Origin of the sequence: Butyrivibrio sp. AE2015 (assembly GCF_000420825.1) — a bacterium.
Taxonomy (GTDB): domain Bacteria; phylum Bacillota; class Clostridia; order Lachnospirales; family Lachnospiraceae; genus Butyrivibrio.
In genome coordinates, this window is record NZ_ATVR01000040.1 from 13,089 (window position 1) to 29,371 (window position 16,283).

Below are 16,283 nucleotides of genomic sequence, written 5' to 3' on the forward strand. Positions count from 1 at the left end.
TTAACACGCCTTTTCCTCTTTTTCAATATCTTCTCTAAGAGGTCCATATTTATTTTCTGCCTGCTTTTCCATAAGTTTTATCTTCTTACGGGATTCTTCAATTTCCTTCATCAGCTGCTGATATTCAGCACTTGCATTCTTTTTAAGTGTTTCAACATACAAATCAGCTGATTTCTGAGCGGCTTCCATGATCCCGCCAAGCTGAATCGACGCTTCAGCAAGAGACTGTGAATTTTCTATCTTCATAAGAGCATCATCAACCTGCTTTTGAAGCTCTTCTTTCTCTCTATTTAGCCTGTTCTTAAGACCAGCTATATCTTTTTCGAACTTTTCCTGCATCTGAGCCTTCTGTTCACCAAACTTAGCTCTCATCTGGGCTTTTTCTTCCTCAAAGCCGCTGAGCATTCTGGCTCTCTCTTCAGCAAAATCACGCTGAAGCTGCAATTTCTCTTTATCTAATTCTTCCTTATATTCCTGCTCATGTTTTTTGGCGGCCTCTGCCTCCTCAGAGTAGGTGATCATCATCTCCAAAAGGTCTGCTCTGGAGAGTTTTTTTAAATTAATTTCTGACATACTTCTCCTTATTCAGGGTAAAAAAATAAGGTATGTTGCGACTTCACCGTGTCGCAAAATACCTTTACAAAATATATGACAAGGCAATTGCAATACAAAATGACCAGTCGCTGCAACTACTTCCATGTACACCCTGATGCCACCTGCATCCAGGGGTTCTTCCCTGAACTTATATGTACCGTAATTACTGCAAATAAATAGACCGTCTGCTCTCGCACAGTCCGGTCACAATTAGTGCTTAAACATGCACCAGCAACTGGCTGTCTGTCACATACCTATGTGATTTAGACCCTTTAGCTTTGCGTCACCACTTTTCAGCGGCTTTGCCCTTGTATCGTACTAAACAAAAATTCTGTTATTTAAGTGCCAAACTATGATGTCTGAATCCCTTGTAATGTTGAATATACAACATAGCACACATTTTTACAACAGTTTTTTCATACAATTTTCACAGTTTCCATTAAAAAGAGCTGGAAACCGCTCCAGCTCTATGAAATAAAATTTTATATTTTTTTTAGATTTTACTCGTTTCCTTCTTAATAGTTTCCATGAAATATTAACGTTTTAACGATTTAAGTAACTGCAGCATCTCATCAGATGTGGTTATCACCTTACTATTTGCCTGGAATCCACGCTGAGTTGTGATCATATCCGTAAACTCTTTTGCCAGGTCAACATTACTTCCTTCCAGAACTCCTGATGACATATAGCCGCCATCCTTAGTAATATCCATATACATAGGCTCTCCTGAGTTTAGTGAAGCTGAATACAGATTATCTCCAACCTTCTCAAGGCCCATGGCATTGTTAAACTCAGCCACAACAATCTGTGCCTTTTTTACCGTCTGACCATTTGAATATCTTCCAAATATAGAGCCATCAGTTCCAAAGGAAACTCCTACAAGCTCGCCATCTGGATATCCCATATTCTGTCCCTGTTTATCGCCTTTATAGCCATAGATTGAAGATGAATGTGTCCACGCATCCCCTGCATAGTTGGACGTACTTGAAAAATCAATATTAAGAGGTCCAACAACAGACGCGTCACCTGTAATCGTAAAATTGACTGATTCTGTAGGCAGACTATTTATAAAAAGAAGTTTTCCTGAATGGGCATCATATTCAAGCTCAATATCAGTCGCTGTATCAAAGGCAACTTTTTTGGAGTTTTCATCAAGCACAGAAGACAGAGAAAGATTAAATGTTCCATCGTCGTTCTCATCACCTGTCAGGTTGAATTTTAAAGTATAGACTTTTCCGTCACTTCCATAGGTCTCTATTGTGAGAGTCTTTCCGTTTTCCAGATTGGGATCATCACTATCAATATTGCCTTTAAAATAAGCAGCTGTAGTTGCTGCGCCAGGCATAGCGTCAACCTGGTAAGTTATCTGATTGCCCTGTGCATCATAACCTATTCTGTCAGTATTCCTGTCAATAACTGTAATTTTGGTTCCAACTGCGCCGTCTGTTACTCCTCCAGTCCCCATAACTCCCATAACATAGTAGCCGCTGTTCTGGGTAACGAGATCTCCATTGGCATCAATAGTAAATGCTCCATCTCTGGAGAAATTCATTATCTCTGAAGTCGCATCCTGCTTAACACAAAAGAAAGAGTCACCTGTTATCATGAGATCAAGGACATTATCTGTTATAACAGCTGAACCCTGCTTGGTGATATTGGTGAGAATAGAGCTCATCTTGGCTCCAAAACCAACCTGGGCAGCATTAGTTGTTGCAAGTGTCTCTCCCGCTCCGGTTCCTGGTTTTATTGTTTGATAAAGAACGTCCGAAAAACCTGTAGCCTGCGATTTATATGAAGTTGAATTAACATTGGCGATATTGTTACCAATGACATCCATTTCTAACTGGTGGGTTTTAAGTCCGGCAACACCAGACCACATAGATCTCATCATAGAACACGCACCTCAAATCAAAATATTATTTGTCATGTCATATATCGGAGAATGATTAAAAAACCTTTAGTCTATTTGCATATTTTTAAACAAAAATTAAAGTAATTACAATTTTCTTTTGCACCATCTAATAAGTAATGTATAATAGTCGGTAACAGTAAATCGCTCTATAGTTTGCTGATTAAAAAGGCATGGAGATTATAAAATGGACTATAAATCAAGTGGCAGAGATGCTTTAAAAGAAGAGATCAAGGATATCGTCGACCTGATTCTTTCTGACTATGATAAAGCCAGAGACATTGATCAGATGGACGTTTACAACCAGCCTGACAGAGACGCGGTAAAAGATATTGTGATCAAGCTCATCAGAATTCTTTACCCGGGTTATTACAGAGACAAGGTTTATAAAAGCTACAACGACAACAACAGGATCGCAGTTGTGCTTGAGGACGTTATCTACAACATGCAAAAGCAGATAGCCATCGCTTTTCATCACAGTCCTGACTATAAAAATGCATCTGATGAAACGCTTGACTGCGCTGCAAGATGCATCACTCATGAATTCTTTAAGAAGATTCCAAAGATCCGCGAATATTTGGACACAGACCTTCAGGCCTGCTATGACGGAGACCCTGCGGCATACAGTAAGGGAGAGATAATCCTTTCATATCCGGGACTTACCGCTACTACAATTAACAGGATTGCCCACGAGCTCTACATACTCAAGGTGCCGCTTATTCCCAGAATGATGACTGAGTACGCTCATTCAAAAACAGGTATAGACATTCATCCCGGCGCAACTATTGGCAAATACTTCATGATAGATCACGGAACCGGTATTGTTATCGGTGAAACCTCCATCATCGGAGAACACGTTAAGATCTATCAGGGTGTAACTATCGGAGGTCTTTCAACTCGCGGCGGCCAGGCCCTTAAGGGAGTAAAAAGACATCCCACAATTGAAAACAATGTCACAATTTATTCAGGTGCTTCTATCCTTGGTGGCGAAACAGTTATCGGTGCAGACACTGTGATCGGTGCCAACGCATTCATCACTTCTTCCGTTCCTTCAGGAAGCCGCATCAGCATGAAGAACCCTTGTGACTGCGTAGATAAAAAGTAGATTGATCTAATATCTTTCACTGTATATATGAGCAAAATAAAAAAGAGCTTTAACTTGTGAAATGTTAAAGCTCTTTTTATATTAGTTTGAACTGGCTTCTGATGCTGCTTCTGCTTCTGAAGTTTCAGCAGATGCTGCTTCTGATGACTCACTTGCTGCCTCTTCAGAAGTTTCTACTGATGAAGCATCAACGGATGTCTCTACTGATGCACCTTCTGTAGCTTCAACTGATGTTCCGCGCTTGTTCCAGATAACTGCTCCTGCAATGCCTGCAACTAATGCAACAACTACAATAAGACAAACGATCTTAGCAATCTTCTTTCTCTTTTTCTGTTTTGCAAGGCGCTCTTTTCTACCTGCTTTTTCCTTCTTATAAGCGTCTATTTTTTCCTGACTCATACCCTTTTCCCTCTTTCCTTACATAGCTTTATAACGTAAAACTCATACGCTAATGCAGGTCTGTCATCATTAGCGTCAGTTGGTATTATATCACAATCAATAGATTTTGGGCGCTACGTTTTGTCACAAGCTTCTATAGCTCATGAATTGCATTTTAGTCTGCGGGGTTTATAAACTCACAGCTTGAAAACATGTTGGTAACAGCAGCTTTGTATTCGCCTTTGCTGCGGGATTTCCTGATAGCCTTAAGCTGTTTATCACAGTCCTTGAAATGAACATGAAGAAAAGCCCAATGCTCAAGCATCTTAAAAATCACATTCTGATCTTCCGGAATGTACTCTTCGTATGCATCATAGAGTCTGTCCAAATAGGTTCTGAGCTCTTTTTCCTTCAAAGCTTCTCCACCCTCTATTTCTCTTGCAAGGGCTGGATCAAAGATAAGTCCTCGTCCGATCATAAACCTGTCAATATCGGAAACTCTGTCATTTATCATATTAAAGCTTTCAACAGAAGTAATATCACCGTTATACACAATAGGGGCTTTTCCGCCGTTCTCCCTGTAAACCTTGACCGCATCACAGAAAGCATCCAGCCTTATAGCGCCCTTGTAGTAGTCATCCCTGACTCTTGAATGGATAGTCAGTTCACTGGCCGGGTATTTGGCTAAAACCTCCATTATACCTGCAGTCTCACTATCATCATGCATTCCAAGTCTCGTCTTTAGGGAAAATTCAATTCCAAGATTTTCTTTTTCTAAAGTATCAAAGATCTCATACAGCATTGCATCAAGCTTGGCAGTGTCTTCAAGAAGGCCTGAGCCCTTGTGCCTGTTTACTACTGTAGCCACAGGGCATCCCATATTCAGATTAGCCTCTCTATAGCCAAGTTCATGCATCTTTTTAGCAGCCCAGACTATCTGCTCTGCCTTATTTCCCATGATCTGAGGAACAACTTCGCTCTTATAATCATCAAAGGAAGTGCAAAACTCGGGAAGAATATCTCTTTGTTCTCTCTTTTTAAATTTATAAGTCCGCGCCGTCGATACAAATGGAGTGTAGTACTTGTCAACGCTTTCTCCAAACATTTCCTTATGTATATTTCTCAATGGATAAAGCGTAATTCCTTCCATTGGCGCAAAGTATATTTTCATTCTGAACCTCTTTGCCACTTAAATTAAATAAAAGGATTATAGAATCTGCTTCCATCATAGAAAGTTATCACCATTGCAGCGACAAAAAAGCAGATGATAAAAGCAAGCGCAAGGTAATCCCCCGTCTGAAGAGTTCTCTTTGAGTACCAACTGCGCTGTTTTTTCTTGCCAAATCCTCTAAGCTCCATGGCATTGCTGACAACATCGATCCTCTCCATTGTGGTAAAAAGAAGTGGGAAGATAATTGCTGACGTATTCTTTATCCTGGACATCAGTCTTCCCTTGGAGCTCATCTCTATTCCCCTTGCTTCCTGCGCATTTTTGATCTTGTGGTATTCATCCTGCACATCCGGAATATATCTGAGTGCTATCTCTATTGAATAAGCGATCATGTAAGGCACTCCGATACTGTTCATAGAAGCTGCAAGCTCACTTGGATCAGTCGTCACAAGAAAAATAAATATGGAAGGGATTACTGTAAAATACTTGATAAGCACGTTAAATTCGTAAAACAGCTGCTCTTTTGTGAGGGTGTAACCTGCAAAAAGATGACATATATCTGTTCTGCTGCCGTATATTTTGCAGCCTTCATAGGGTGAAAAGAAGAATATCCACACCAGGTTTATCACCATAAAGAACATTATGGCTAAAAATACGCTGCTAACCTGCTTCCATTTTGTTCCTGAAACAATATAGAGCAAAGCGCCAATAGCTATCATTGTAAGAAGTATTCTTGTGTCAAAAGTAAGCGCACTTGCCGTACACCATAAGAGGAAAAAGACAAGCTTTGTAAATCCGCTTAATCTGTGTATTGGCGTATTCTTTTTTTCATAAGAAATCATTCTACTCATAAAAATATATCCAATCAAATAAGCTAAAAGGATCACGCCTTCTCACTAAGGCACTTTTCCTTTTTTGCGCGTTCAGACTCAATAAATCTTGCAACAAATTCGTCTGCTTCTTCTATGTCGCATTTTTTGGCAAGATCATAAAGAGACGTTCTTTTAAGATATGCTCTCTTACATATCTCATCATTTGTAAGCACTTCTTCCGGCTTGGCATCCATTATAAGCTTACCATCTGTAAGCACCAAAGTTCTGTCAGTATACTCAAGCATCAGATGCATATCATGAGTTATCATCATGATAGTAATTGACAGTTTCTTTCTTATATCGCACAAAAACTCCATGATCTCAGTGTAGTGCTGATAATCCTGACCTGCTGTAGGCTCATCCAGGATCAAAAGATCCGGATCAAGCACTAAGATAGAAGCAATTGAAACTCTCTTTTTCTGTCCATAAGAAAGAGCTGATACAGGCCAATTTCTGAATGGGTAGAGGCCGCATATCTTAAGGATCTCATTGACTCTTTGTTTTACCTCATGGTCAGGCACTCCCCTGACTACAAGTCCTAAAGCCACTTCATCATATATCATAGGTTTGGAGATCATCTGATTAGGGCTCTGCATTACATATCCTATCTTCTCACCGCGCTCCTTAATCGATTTTTTCTTAAGGTCTACGCCGCAGAAGCTGATCTTACCTACATCCGGTTCATAAAAGCCGCAGATAAGCGAAGCAAGAGTTGACTTACCCGCTCCATTTTTACCCACAAGTGATATCATTTCACCGCGTTTTATATCAAAACTAACATCTTTAATGGTCTGTCTGGAACCATCATAGCTGAATTCAAGTCCACTGACAGACAAAAGAGTGTCAGCTGTACTCTTCTGTCTTGAAAGGCTTGTATTGGTAAACCACTCTTTTACCTGAGCCTTATAGTCCTCAACATCCATTGTCTCTATATGCTGAGGCTTAGAGGCCGGTGACAATTTTACACCTGCTGCCTTTAGAGCAGCAATATACAAAGGCTCTCTGATCCCGTGCTCAGGCAAAAGATCTGTACAGAGCATCTCATCCGGAGTCATATCCGCAACGATCTGTCCATCTTCCATAAGCACGATCCTGTCGATATCCTTATAAAGAACATCTTCAAGCCTGTGTTCTATTATTACAACTGTTAAATCTTCCTGTTTTAAAAGCTCATCGATGAGCGCGATAGTTCTTTTGCCTGTTGCAGGATCCAGGTTCGCGAGAGGCTCATCAAATAAAAGCACTTTGACATCAAGTGCCATTACTCCGCCAAGTGAAACTCTCTGTTTCTGTCCACCAGAAAGAGCTCCGGGCGCGTTGGAAAGGAAATCTGAAAGTTCAAGTTTTTCTGCCACATCTGAGACCTTCTCGATCATCTCTTCCTGTGGCATATTGTCATTTTCAAGGGCAAATGCTATGTCCTCTGCTACTGTCAATGCTATGAACTGGCCATCTGTATCCTGAAGAACAGTTCCAACAGTTTGTGACATACCAAAAACTCCGAGTTTAGAAGGTTCCTTCCCGTCTACTCGGAGGGTTCCGCTCATGTCCCCTGCAAAAGAGCAGGGGATAAGAGCGTTAAGGCAATGTGCCAATGTTGACTTTCCTGACCCGGACTGGCCCGCTATAAGAACCTTTTGTCCGGGATAAATTTTAAGATTAATATTTTTAAGTGTGGGCTGTGTCTGCGCACGGTACTTAAAAGAAACATCCGAAAATTCAATAATTGGGGATGCGGTATTCAAAAATTAATCCTCCATCTTCAAATCAGAAGATTTTCCAGAAATTCTAGAATAAACTGAAAGAAGAATTGTGCCAAGAATTCCTATTATAACTACATTACCAAGAAAAGCAAATGCTCCCTGCGCAAATACTTTATTAGCTGGTTCTGAATATACTAAAATATCAAGAACCGGTGCAACTACAATCCAGGCAACAGCATTAGATACAACCTGAGTTACATTAAAGAAAAAAATGTTCTTTGTTGTATTAAAGCCACCCTCTTTTACAGCAAACTTCTTGGCAAAAAGACCTACTGCTATGCCAACAACTGCTTCTGGGAATACCCAGCTCCACCATACTGAGCCATAGAAAATAGCATCACCAAGAGCATGTCCAAAGAAGCCGATAACGCCGCCAACAATTGGTCCGAAAACAGCTGCAAAGAAGGCCATGATAGCCATACGTGGCTGAAGATATGTATTAGGAGCAATAACAAGCGGAATCTGAACATTTGTAAGGACTACAAACAGAGCAGTTCCGATACCCATAGCTACAACTTCTTTAATCCCAAACTTTTTTTCCATCACCTATTCCTCCATTTTGTTAGATTTACCAGCTCATTTTAATACTTCTGCCTCAATTCCTCAACAGTGACTATTATCAAATCTTATTTTCTTAATTGTTTACACATTTTTAAGTACAAGATTGTCCGTTTTATAGTATGATGAGTATAGTGAAAGGGGTGCTAAGATGCACGAATCTACCAATATAAGCTATGGTTCGGGAAATGTAACTATCATAGCCAATTCAGACAGCCTTACTGAAGTTGCAGCTCCCATAATAAGAGCCGGAGACTACAACGAACTGGTAACTTCATGTCTGACCAAAAAAGAAATGAACGCAGTTTTCGAAGGCGCATCTGCTGAAATTGTATTTAATTATGTAATGCGGGATGATGCCCCATCAGAAGAAGTTAAGGAGCAATTCTATGAAGTCATTAATGGTGACAGGACACTAAGCAGCTACAGTGAAGGCTTCTACATGGATGTTTCTGCTCAGAAATCAATTGAGTCAGAGCCTGAAAGTGAAATATATACTCTTAATAATGAAGTCGAACTCCAAATAGAAATACCTCTTTTCCTGAAAAAAGACGGCAGACATTATATATGCATTGCCAACAATATGGGCGTTTGTAAAGTTCTCAACGATGTAGATATAGACGCTGACACCTTTTCTATTTCAAGCGACTGTACAGGAAACTACATGCTTTTGTACAAAGACTCATCGTTTTCTGCTGTAGAGAGGCAATTTTCCCATAAACCCGGCCAATACCTTTTCATCATCGGAATCATAGCTCTTTTGGGACTATGGTTCATTCTGGATAAAATACATAGCCAAAAATAATAAGCTCCCCGCAAAGAGGAGCTTATTTTATGCTTATTCATAATGAAGACGACTCGAAATCACGAGCAGATCAGATGTTGATAAACTGCTTTGTGCTACCACTTAGTTTTTCGGTTACATTGTTGTTAGTATCCATAGCTGAACTGATTCCGGTAATCTCATCTACTATGTACTGTGAGTTTTCAGCGGACTGATTGATAGCTCCCGAAGCCTGGGATACAGACTCTGAAATAGATGATACAGAGCTGGCCATTTCGCCCATAATAGAGTTCAGATACTGAGTCTGATTTGCGATACCATCAAGCATGTCATTGATGAATTTGGCTGTCTCTTCATATTTTTCACCTGTTTCAACATATGCATCATAGTCACTGAGGACAGTTGTATTGATAAACTCCAGCACCTGCATAGCATTGTCTGCAAGAGCCTTAACTGCTTCTGTAACTTCATTACTGATGTTTTGGATATTTCCGGCTGTCTGTCTTGAATTCTCAGCCAGGGAGCTGATTTCTTCAGCAACAACTGCGAAACCTTTTCCTGCTTCGCCTGCTCTTGCAGCCTCAATGGAAGCATTAAGAGCCAAAAGATTTGTCTGTGAAGCAATATCCAGAATTACATTTGTAAGCTCGTTGATCTGTGCAACTTTCTCACTGTCTTTAACTGATTTTTCCAGAACTGATGAAAGTTCTTCCATCTTGGAGCCTGTATTATCCTTCTTATTCTGAGCATTTTCTTTTATCTCTATGGCTTCTGCCCTTATTTCCTCAGCTTTTGCAGTACCATCCTCTACACCATTATTAATTCCGTCTGTAGCTTCTTTTACATCATCAAGTTTTTCGGTGATGATACCTGATGTCTCAGAAACATTCTGCATGCTGGCTGAAAGCTCCTCAAGAGCTGCAGATGTATTGGTGATATTGTCGCTTGCACGCTGGATCTGATCTGTCATTGTCTCAGAAGACTCGGAAAGCACTGTCGTCCCATCTTTTACCTGCTTAAGGATATCCTGAAGTGTTTCTATAAAGAGGTTAAATCCATCCTTAATATGAACCAGCTCGGAAGAAGTTTCGGTTGTGACCCTTACTGTAAGATCACCCTTATTATTCCTGATGTTATCAATTATATCGTTGATCTCATCTGCTATCTGATTAACTTTTTTGCCAACTGTCTTATAGTTGAATACAAGGAATGCTATAATGCAGAGCACATAAACTACTACAAGGGTATTAACTACTGTAACAGCCGATTTCGAAACTGCACGAACCCAGTCATGAGCTCCAACTTCCACAGAAGCGACTTCTTTGTTCAGGATTTCAAGCTGTTCCTTCATATTTGCAAGCTGAGTAGATGCATCACCATATACGACGCCTACAATTGTATTGACGTCAGCTACCTTTGCAGCTGCAATAATATTGGAATAGCCTTCTCTATAACCCGAGTAATTTTCTTCTAATATTTTTACTGATTTAACTGCCGTGCTTTCGCTATCTGAAATAGAATTGAATGTTGTCGAGATCCCGGCGATTGCTTCATCCATCTCTGCAAGACAATTCTCCATCTCAGGGATCTTAGTCTCTATCTGCCCAATTGATGCAAGTGTATCAAACATTGCCGCCATTGCAAATCCGTCATTATCAAGGATACGCATATCAACTTCGAACACACGCATGTTGTCCATTACGCCCTCTACCATCTCAGATGTCGATATAGACGTTTGTGTGATATTGATCATCCTAGTAGTAACCATCGCAATAGAGATTATGAAAAGAACAAGTAACGTGATATAAGTTAATCCGCTCATACCAGCAACTGTTTTTATCAGTGGAATCTTTTTACTATTCTGTCCATGACCATTCTTCATAGCATTGCTCTCCTTTAAGTTCAAAAACTGTCATTTTGTGTGTCCAAAGGTTTAAAACTGATACTTCGCACGCTCTGGATTTAAAACTAATACTTCGTGCGTTTCAAAGGATTAAAACTACTAGTTTACACATCCATAAGCTTAAAGAGATCATGTTATACACCCACATATATTTTATCGTTTTTATACGTATAAATATACGCTTTTATAAAGATTTAATAATAGCTTTTTCCGCTGTTTATAAAGGTTTTGAGCATAAAAAGAACCGCATAACTATGCGGTTCCAAAATGATTGCTCGTGAATAAGCAATGTTACTATCCGAAGTAATAGTAATATAAATCTCTTTTGTCAAATCTGAGGAGCAAGGATATCTACATGATATCCTGTTTCATCATATGAAGCCTGGATCATGATATCATATCCATAATCGTTTCTGAATCTGAAATCTTTTCTGGACTTGTACGCTATGGCTGCGTCATCTCCGGGTGCGTAATAGTCAACCGGTTGTGTATGATTATGTCTTTCAATGATCTTACAGCCTGCGTTAGTCGCTGCATGGTAAAGAGCACTGCTTATCTTGCACACCCCTCCGCCATAATCATATCCACCTACTACATGGGCTATGACATATCCTCTCTCCGGTGGTGTTCCCTGACCGATAGTAGTTGCATATGAGAAAGTTTCACCTGCCTTAACTACATATCCGTTGATATATCCACACGCCACCTGAGCATTTGTATTATTGGCATCCTCCTCAGCAGGATATAAAACAATGTCTTCATGTCCGATGCTCACCCATGCTGTATTTGCGACGGCTGCAGCGTTTGGATCTACATTTGCTGCAGGCGCTGGTGAAGCTGGTGCTGTCGCTGCCGGATCCTGCACCGTTTGCTCTGATGCTGCCTGATCCTGCACTGCCTGTTCTGATACTGTTGCTGCAACTGCTGCCTGATTCGCATCTGCGGCAGGCGCTTCTATTGTCGCCGTAATACCCTCTGTTTCATTTGGTGCAAAGGCGTTTTCCATAACCACTGTAAAGCTTTCTGACCTTTCGCTTGTTCCTACGCCTTTAAAAAACACTGCACAAAACACCGGTAAAGCTATTAACAACGCTATTCTTTTACTTTTCATAATTCCCCTCAAGCTAATTATATTTTTCCTTACAAAACAAATAACTTATCGCAAAGCGGGCATTTTATCACGGGGCAATCGTATCGAAATGTGCATAAAAATGGCGATGCTCACGCACCGCTATCGATAAATTGCAACTGGCTATCCTTGCGGACCCTATAGCTTTGCGACATTAGATTTCTCTAATTTTGCTAATCAATATATTTTGCATAAATATTACTTTTTTACAGCAGGATTTATTTTAACTGATAGGTATTGAAAAGTCCATGTTACTATTCCATAGAATACTAACAAACTTTAAAAATATTATTATGAATTTTTTCTGATGATCATTGCTATTCTTCTACCATTTTTTCACTATTTTTTACTTGTTTGGTTCCACAATTAGCTATTTGTACTGTACAAAAGAGGTTTTAACTACTTGTGCAGTAATTATTTATGCTAATTACTGCACCAACACAAAAAAAATTATTGATACAGTATTATTTTTCTTTTATTGATTAGTCCTGCCAGATTTATTACTGCAGGAATAAGATATTTAGATATCTACAGTAAATATTTTTTACATTTACTGTAAAATTTTGAAAACCAAGATATTTACAGTAACCACGTTACTGCATGAATACAGTTTTTCTGCATGGTACAGTATTTAAAAATAAAGCACTACTGCACATTCTAGGATTTCATGTAATATGCAGTAATGCTCTTTGTTCTCTTTTGTTCTTTTGTTCTCTTATTATCTTTGTTCCCTTTGTCCTCTTTGACTGCTCTCTTTTGTTCTCTTTGTTCTATTTATTGCATCATATATCTATTCTATCTAGCCCACTTATTTGCATATTCAAAGCTTTTAAGATGTCTTTTGCCTGTCTATTTACTGAAGTAATATCGATTCCTGCCATAATCATCTACCTCCCTGTACATGATTGGTTTTCACTTTTTCCTTTTGGTAAAAAAACCTTTATCAGATAATACAAATGTCATGAACAGCGTTTTTCTCATATCTGACTGTCTACAGTGCTGCCCTTAACATCATTTGAAAGTAAGCTCAGCTTATTGAGGATATTCGTAATTTCAGAATTGACAGCATTCTGTGTATCCTCCATTGAAGCACCCTCAAATATAATAGTTCTCTGGGCATCCTCTGCTCCGTAACTGTCAGCTTCAGCTCGTTCTCTTCTTGCTATGGCACGTTTGGCATCAGCACTGGTCTTTTGAGTCTCTGCAGCGTGTTCTTTGATGTTCTCGATCATTTCCTGCTGCATAGCTTCTTTTTCCAGCTTCTTTGCCGCTTCCTTCTTCTCTTCTTTTTTCTTTTCGGCAGCTTCTTTGACTTCTTCTTCGCGCTCTTTCTGCTCTTCGTCAACATGCTCTACTGCTTCCTGTGTTAAAAGAGCTATCGTCTCTTCGCCAGCGGCTTCCATAATATCTTCAGCTGCATCCTGGGCTTTCAGCATATCCTGCGATTTAGCACGTTCTCTTTTCATATCTGCATAACCCTGAACATTTCCCATCTGCTGAGCTTTGGCCCTGTCTATATCAAGGCTGTTCTGCTGGTTCTTCGCAACAAAGAAAAGTGCCTGTTGCTGGTACTCGGACATTTTACTGATTTCTTCATCAGATAGACCATCTTTAGAATTATTCATCTTAAACGCAAGCTTCGAAAGCTCATTATTCTCTTCGCTGTCAGGATCAATTCCATATGCTTCCTGGAGTTCTTTTAACCTGGCATCATTATCCCTTGTTTCCGCAGTCTTCTCGTTTATCTCGTCCTGAAGGCGCTTTATCTCATCTTTGATAGACTGCATCTGGGCATCCAGCTTTTTCTCTCCATCAAAAGCATCGGAAACCACCTTGAGTGCCTGCTTTCTGGCCATTCCCTGCCTCTGCTGAACAAGACTTTCCCCTTTCAGATTAGCCCCGGATATTGAGGACAAATTGCCACTCTTATTAGCATCCTTTCCTGCACCAGTGGCCGCCTTCACGCTGTCCTGGCTCTGAAATGAATTGAATTGAAGCTCAGTATTCTGTTGTATTTTCATAAAGCACCTCCAAAATGGCCCTAAGGGACGGGGTTTGTGGTTCATTTCAAATTACGGTAAAAGAGCCGTCCCTTTGACTTACCTTGACTCTGTCACACATAACGCATAGTAATGGTTTTCTATTTGTATATCGGCAAAAATGAATTTTTTATCAAGCCCTGACATACTCACTCCTTGCTGTTCTTCTCTGTGGCTGTCTTCTCATACAAAGCACCTTGCTGATTAACAGCTGATTCCTTCTTTTCATCTTTTTCTTCAGTCTTTGCCCAGCTAGGCTCGGCATTATTAGCGCCTGCAAAAAATAATCTCAAACTTCAACATCAAATGTTCCACCTGATTCAACTGGCATACTATGTGCTGTTGTGGTGGTTACCGGCATATCCCTTGCCTCATCCGATCTGTGTTTTACCTTAAGTTGCTCCAAGTCTTCAGGTGTCATGGATCCGGAAAGAGCTTCTGCCATCTCATCCAGATTTTCATCAAGCTCTGCTGTTTCTTCCGCGACCTCCATCATGTCCTCGGCTGCCATTTCCAGCTTTTCCATGAGAGCTTCAAACTCAGCCTGCTCAAGTTCTTTTTAGATCAAAAATTGCTCAACATTTCTCTTGATAAGTTCAATATCTAAAGGTCTTTCACGAGTTTCTAATGTAATGATCAGGTTGTCCCCTAACAATAGTCCACTTTTTTCATAATCCATCAGCTTACTCATATTTCTAATGACATATCCAGCATCATCCACTTTACCAAGATGTTCCCAATATATTGTCTTGTTATTTCTGACATTAAGAAGCACAAAGTCAGGATATACATTTTTCCCTGAAAAAAGAGTAAACTTGGGCTCGCACTGATATGGAATCCCGGATCTATAAAAATAATCTGCCAATATTTTCTCAGATTTTGACCTGACATATTCTCCACGATTGGTTTTTATATCTGGTTCTTCTTCAATTGTGTTCATACCACCAGGATGCATTTCCATCCATTTATTTATTATCGAGTCCTTGTCGGGTTTTATCGGAGTAACCAATCTTTTTCGCCCTTCGCACATATTTTCATATATTGCATCTATGCTGTTTTCATCATAGTTTTTTATGAAGCGCTGAAGCCTTGCTTTAATAGTATTCAAATGCTCGTACATCTTTTCATCATATTCACGCTGAGCAAATAGTCTTACTTTTTCCCGCTCTATAGCAGGCATATATCTTGGAACAGTAGCCCCATCCTCAACAAATAAATACTGTATATTTCCATGACTTGCAGTAACTTGCAGTTTGCCTTTTTCAAGCCCTTTGTATTGTTTTAACCTGCTGTTTTCCTTGTCAATCAAGCTTTCTATTTCTAATAACTGCTGATTTAGCTCTCTCTTTATGTTATTCACTATAAATTCTCCTTTCCTTTATGTTCCTGTTACACCTTTTACATATTTTTTTAGTTCGTTTAGGCGCCATATTACTGCAATACATCCAGTTATTTGCCTCGTGCAGTAATTGCTAATTCCTATTACTGCACAAGTGCAAATACTATTATTGATACAGTATTATTTTTCTTTTATTGATTAGTCCTGCCAGATTTACTACTGCAGGAATAAGATAATTTAGAGATCTACAGTAAATATTTTTTACATTTACTGTAGGATTTTGAAAACCAAGATAATTGCAGTAATCACGTTACTGCATAGATATATTTTTTCACAAGATACAGTATCTAAAGAGAAAACCTACTGCACATTTTAATAATTTATGTAGTATGCAGTAATGCTCTTTGTTCTCTTTATATATATTGATTTCATTGCAAAAAGCTCATCACAAAATAGCTCTCTAAAAATAAAAGCTCTCTAAAAATAAAAGCTCTCTAAAAATAAAAGCTCTCTTAGCCATAAAATACCAGGTCTTGCCTGATATTAGGCACTAAAAAACCGCTCAACTGAGCGGTTTAAATCAATCGGAGTGACGTGATTCGAACACGCGGCCCCTACCTCCCTAAGATAGTGCTCTACCAACTGAGCCACACCCCGACGACGTTCTACATTATATAACGACGAAAATATAAAATCAACCATTTTTATTTCGTTTATTGAAAATTGAAAATCAATTATC

The 16,283-nt window shown here is 39.5% G+C and carries 15 protein-coding genes, 1 tRNA gene and 2 riboswitches; of the genes, 2 read left to right on the plus strand and 14 right to left on the minus strand.

Translation table 11 applies throughout. From position 1 onward, the window contains the following. Both G585_RS19765 and G585_RS0114500 read right to left on the minus strand, forming a co-directional pair. On the minus strand, positions 1-573 hold the full coding sequence (locus G585_RS19765; protein WP_022775964.1) for a hypothetical protein: 573 nt from the start codon (positions 571-573) through the stop codon (positions 1-3). Between the two features lie 248 nt (positions 574-821). Next, a riboswitch (cyclic di-GMP riboswitch) is annotated at positions 822-911 on the minus strand. Between the two features lie 218 nt (positions 912-1,129). Beyond that, on the minus strand, positions 1,130-2,485 hold the full coding sequence (locus G585_RS0114500; RefSeq protein WP_022775966.1) for a flagellar hook protein FlgE: 1,356 nt from the start codon (positions 2,483-2,485) through the stop codon (positions 1,130-1,132). 205 nt (positions 2,486-2,690) lie between these two features. On the opposite strand from G585_RS0114500, the gene epsC reads away from it, so the two are divergent. Next, positions 2,691-3,608, plus strand: a complete 918-nt coding sequence (epsC, locus tag G585_RS0114505; protein WP_022775967.1) for a serine O-acetyltransferase EpsC — start codon at positions 2,691-2,693, stop codon at positions 3,606-3,608. 81 nt (positions 3,609-3,689) lie between these two features. Here epsC and G585_RS18310 read toward each other — a convergent pair whose 3' ends face one another. The 5 genes from G585_RS18310 to G585_RS19600 form a co-directional block, all read right to left on the minus strand. After that, complete coding sequence (locus tag G585_RS18310; protein ID WP_022775968.1) at positions 3,690-4,007, minus strand: hypothetical protein; 318 nt, start codon at positions 4,005-4,007, stop codon at positions 3,690-3,692. Positions 4,008-4,161: 154 nt separating this feature from the next. Continuing rightward, positions 4,162-5,157, minus strand: coding sequence for a tRNA dihydrouridine synthase (locus G585_RS0114515; RefSeq protein WP_022775970.1), 996 nt, complete (start codon positions 5,155-5,157; stop codon positions 4,162-4,164). A 23-nt stretch (positions 5,158-5,180) separates the two neighbouring features. Continuing rightward, positions 5,181-6,008 carry an energy-coupling factor transporter transmembrane component T family protein gene (locus G585_RS0114520; RefSeq protein ID WP_026664027.1) on the minus strand — a complete coding sequence of 276 codons (828 nt, stop codon included), beginning with the start codon at positions 6,006-6,008 and terminating at the stop codon, positions 5,181-5,183. 32 nt (positions 6,009-6,040) lie between these two features. Next, on the minus strand, positions 6,041-7,774 hold the full coding sequence (locus tag G585_RS0114525) for an ABC transporter ATP-binding protein (protein ID WP_022775972.1): 1,734 nt from the start codon (positions 7,772-7,774) through the stop codon (positions 6,041-6,043). A 3-nt stretch (positions 7,775-7,777) separates the two neighbouring features. Continuing rightward, entirely contained in the window at positions 7,778-8,335 is a 558-nt protein-coding gene (locus tag G585_RS19600) for an ECF-type riboflavin transporter substrate-binding protein (protein WP_022775974.1), read from the minus strand. Between the two features lie 166 nt (positions 8,336-8,501). On the opposite strand from G585_RS19600, the gene G585_RS0114535 reads away from it, so the two are divergent. Beyond that, a complete protein-coding gene (locus G585_RS0114535; RefSeq protein WP_022775975.1) occupies positions 8,502-9,155 on the plus strand; it encodes a hypothetical protein in 654 nt (217 codons plus the stop codon). A 70-nt stretch (positions 9,156-9,225) separates the two neighbouring features. On the opposite strand, the gene G585_RS0114540 is transcribed toward G585_RS0114535, so the two are convergent. The 7 genes from G585_RS0114540 to G585_RS0114575 form a co-directional block, all read right to left on the minus strand. Further along, positions 9,226-11,016 carry a methyl-accepting chemotaxis protein gene (locus G585_RS0114540; RefSeq protein ID WP_022775976.1) on the minus strand — a complete coding sequence of 597 codons (1,791 nt, stop codon included), beginning with the start codon at positions 11,014-11,016 and terminating at the stop codon, positions 9,226-9,228. Between the two features lie 349 nt (positions 11,017-11,365). Further along, positions 11,366-12,148, minus strand: coding sequence for a VanW family protein (locus tag G585_RS19165; RefSeq protein ID WP_022775978.1), 783 nt, complete (start codon positions 12,146-12,148; stop codon positions 11,366-11,368). A gap of 129 nt (positions 12,149-12,277) precedes the next feature. Next, a riboswitch (cyclic di-GMP riboswitch) is annotated at positions 12,278-12,351 on the minus strand. A gap of 792 nt (positions 12,352-13,143) precedes the next feature. After that, positions 13,144-14,187 carry a hypothetical protein gene (locus tag G585_RS0114555; protein ID WP_022775980.1) on the minus strand — a complete coding sequence of 348 codons (1,044 nt, stop codon included), beginning with the start codon at positions 14,185-14,187 and terminating at the stop codon, positions 13,144-13,146. A gap of 167 nt (positions 14,188-14,354) precedes the next feature. Beyond that, on the minus strand, positions 14,355-14,498 hold the full coding sequence (locus G585_RS19605) for a hypothetical protein (RefSeq protein WP_022775982.1): 144 nt from the start codon (positions 14,496-14,498) through the stop codon (positions 14,355-14,357). After that, a complete protein-coding gene (locus tag G585_RS0114565) occupies positions 14,495-14,731 on the minus strand; it encodes a hypothetical protein (protein ID WP_022775983.1) in 237 nt (78 codons plus the stop codon). The genes G585_RS19605 and G585_RS0114565 overlap by 4 nt, the downstream gene beginning before the upstream one ends. Before the next feature lie 33 nt (positions 14,732-14,764). Further along, a complete protein-coding gene (locus G585_RS0114570; protein ID WP_022775984.1) occupies positions 14,765-15,565 on the minus strand; it encodes a hypothetical protein in 801 nt (266 codons plus the stop codon). 563 nt (positions 15,566-16,128) lie between these two features. Next, positions 16,129-16,201: transfer RNA gene (locus G585_RS0114575), tRNA-Pro, on the minus strand. Positions 16,202-16,283: the final 82 nt, after the last annotated feature.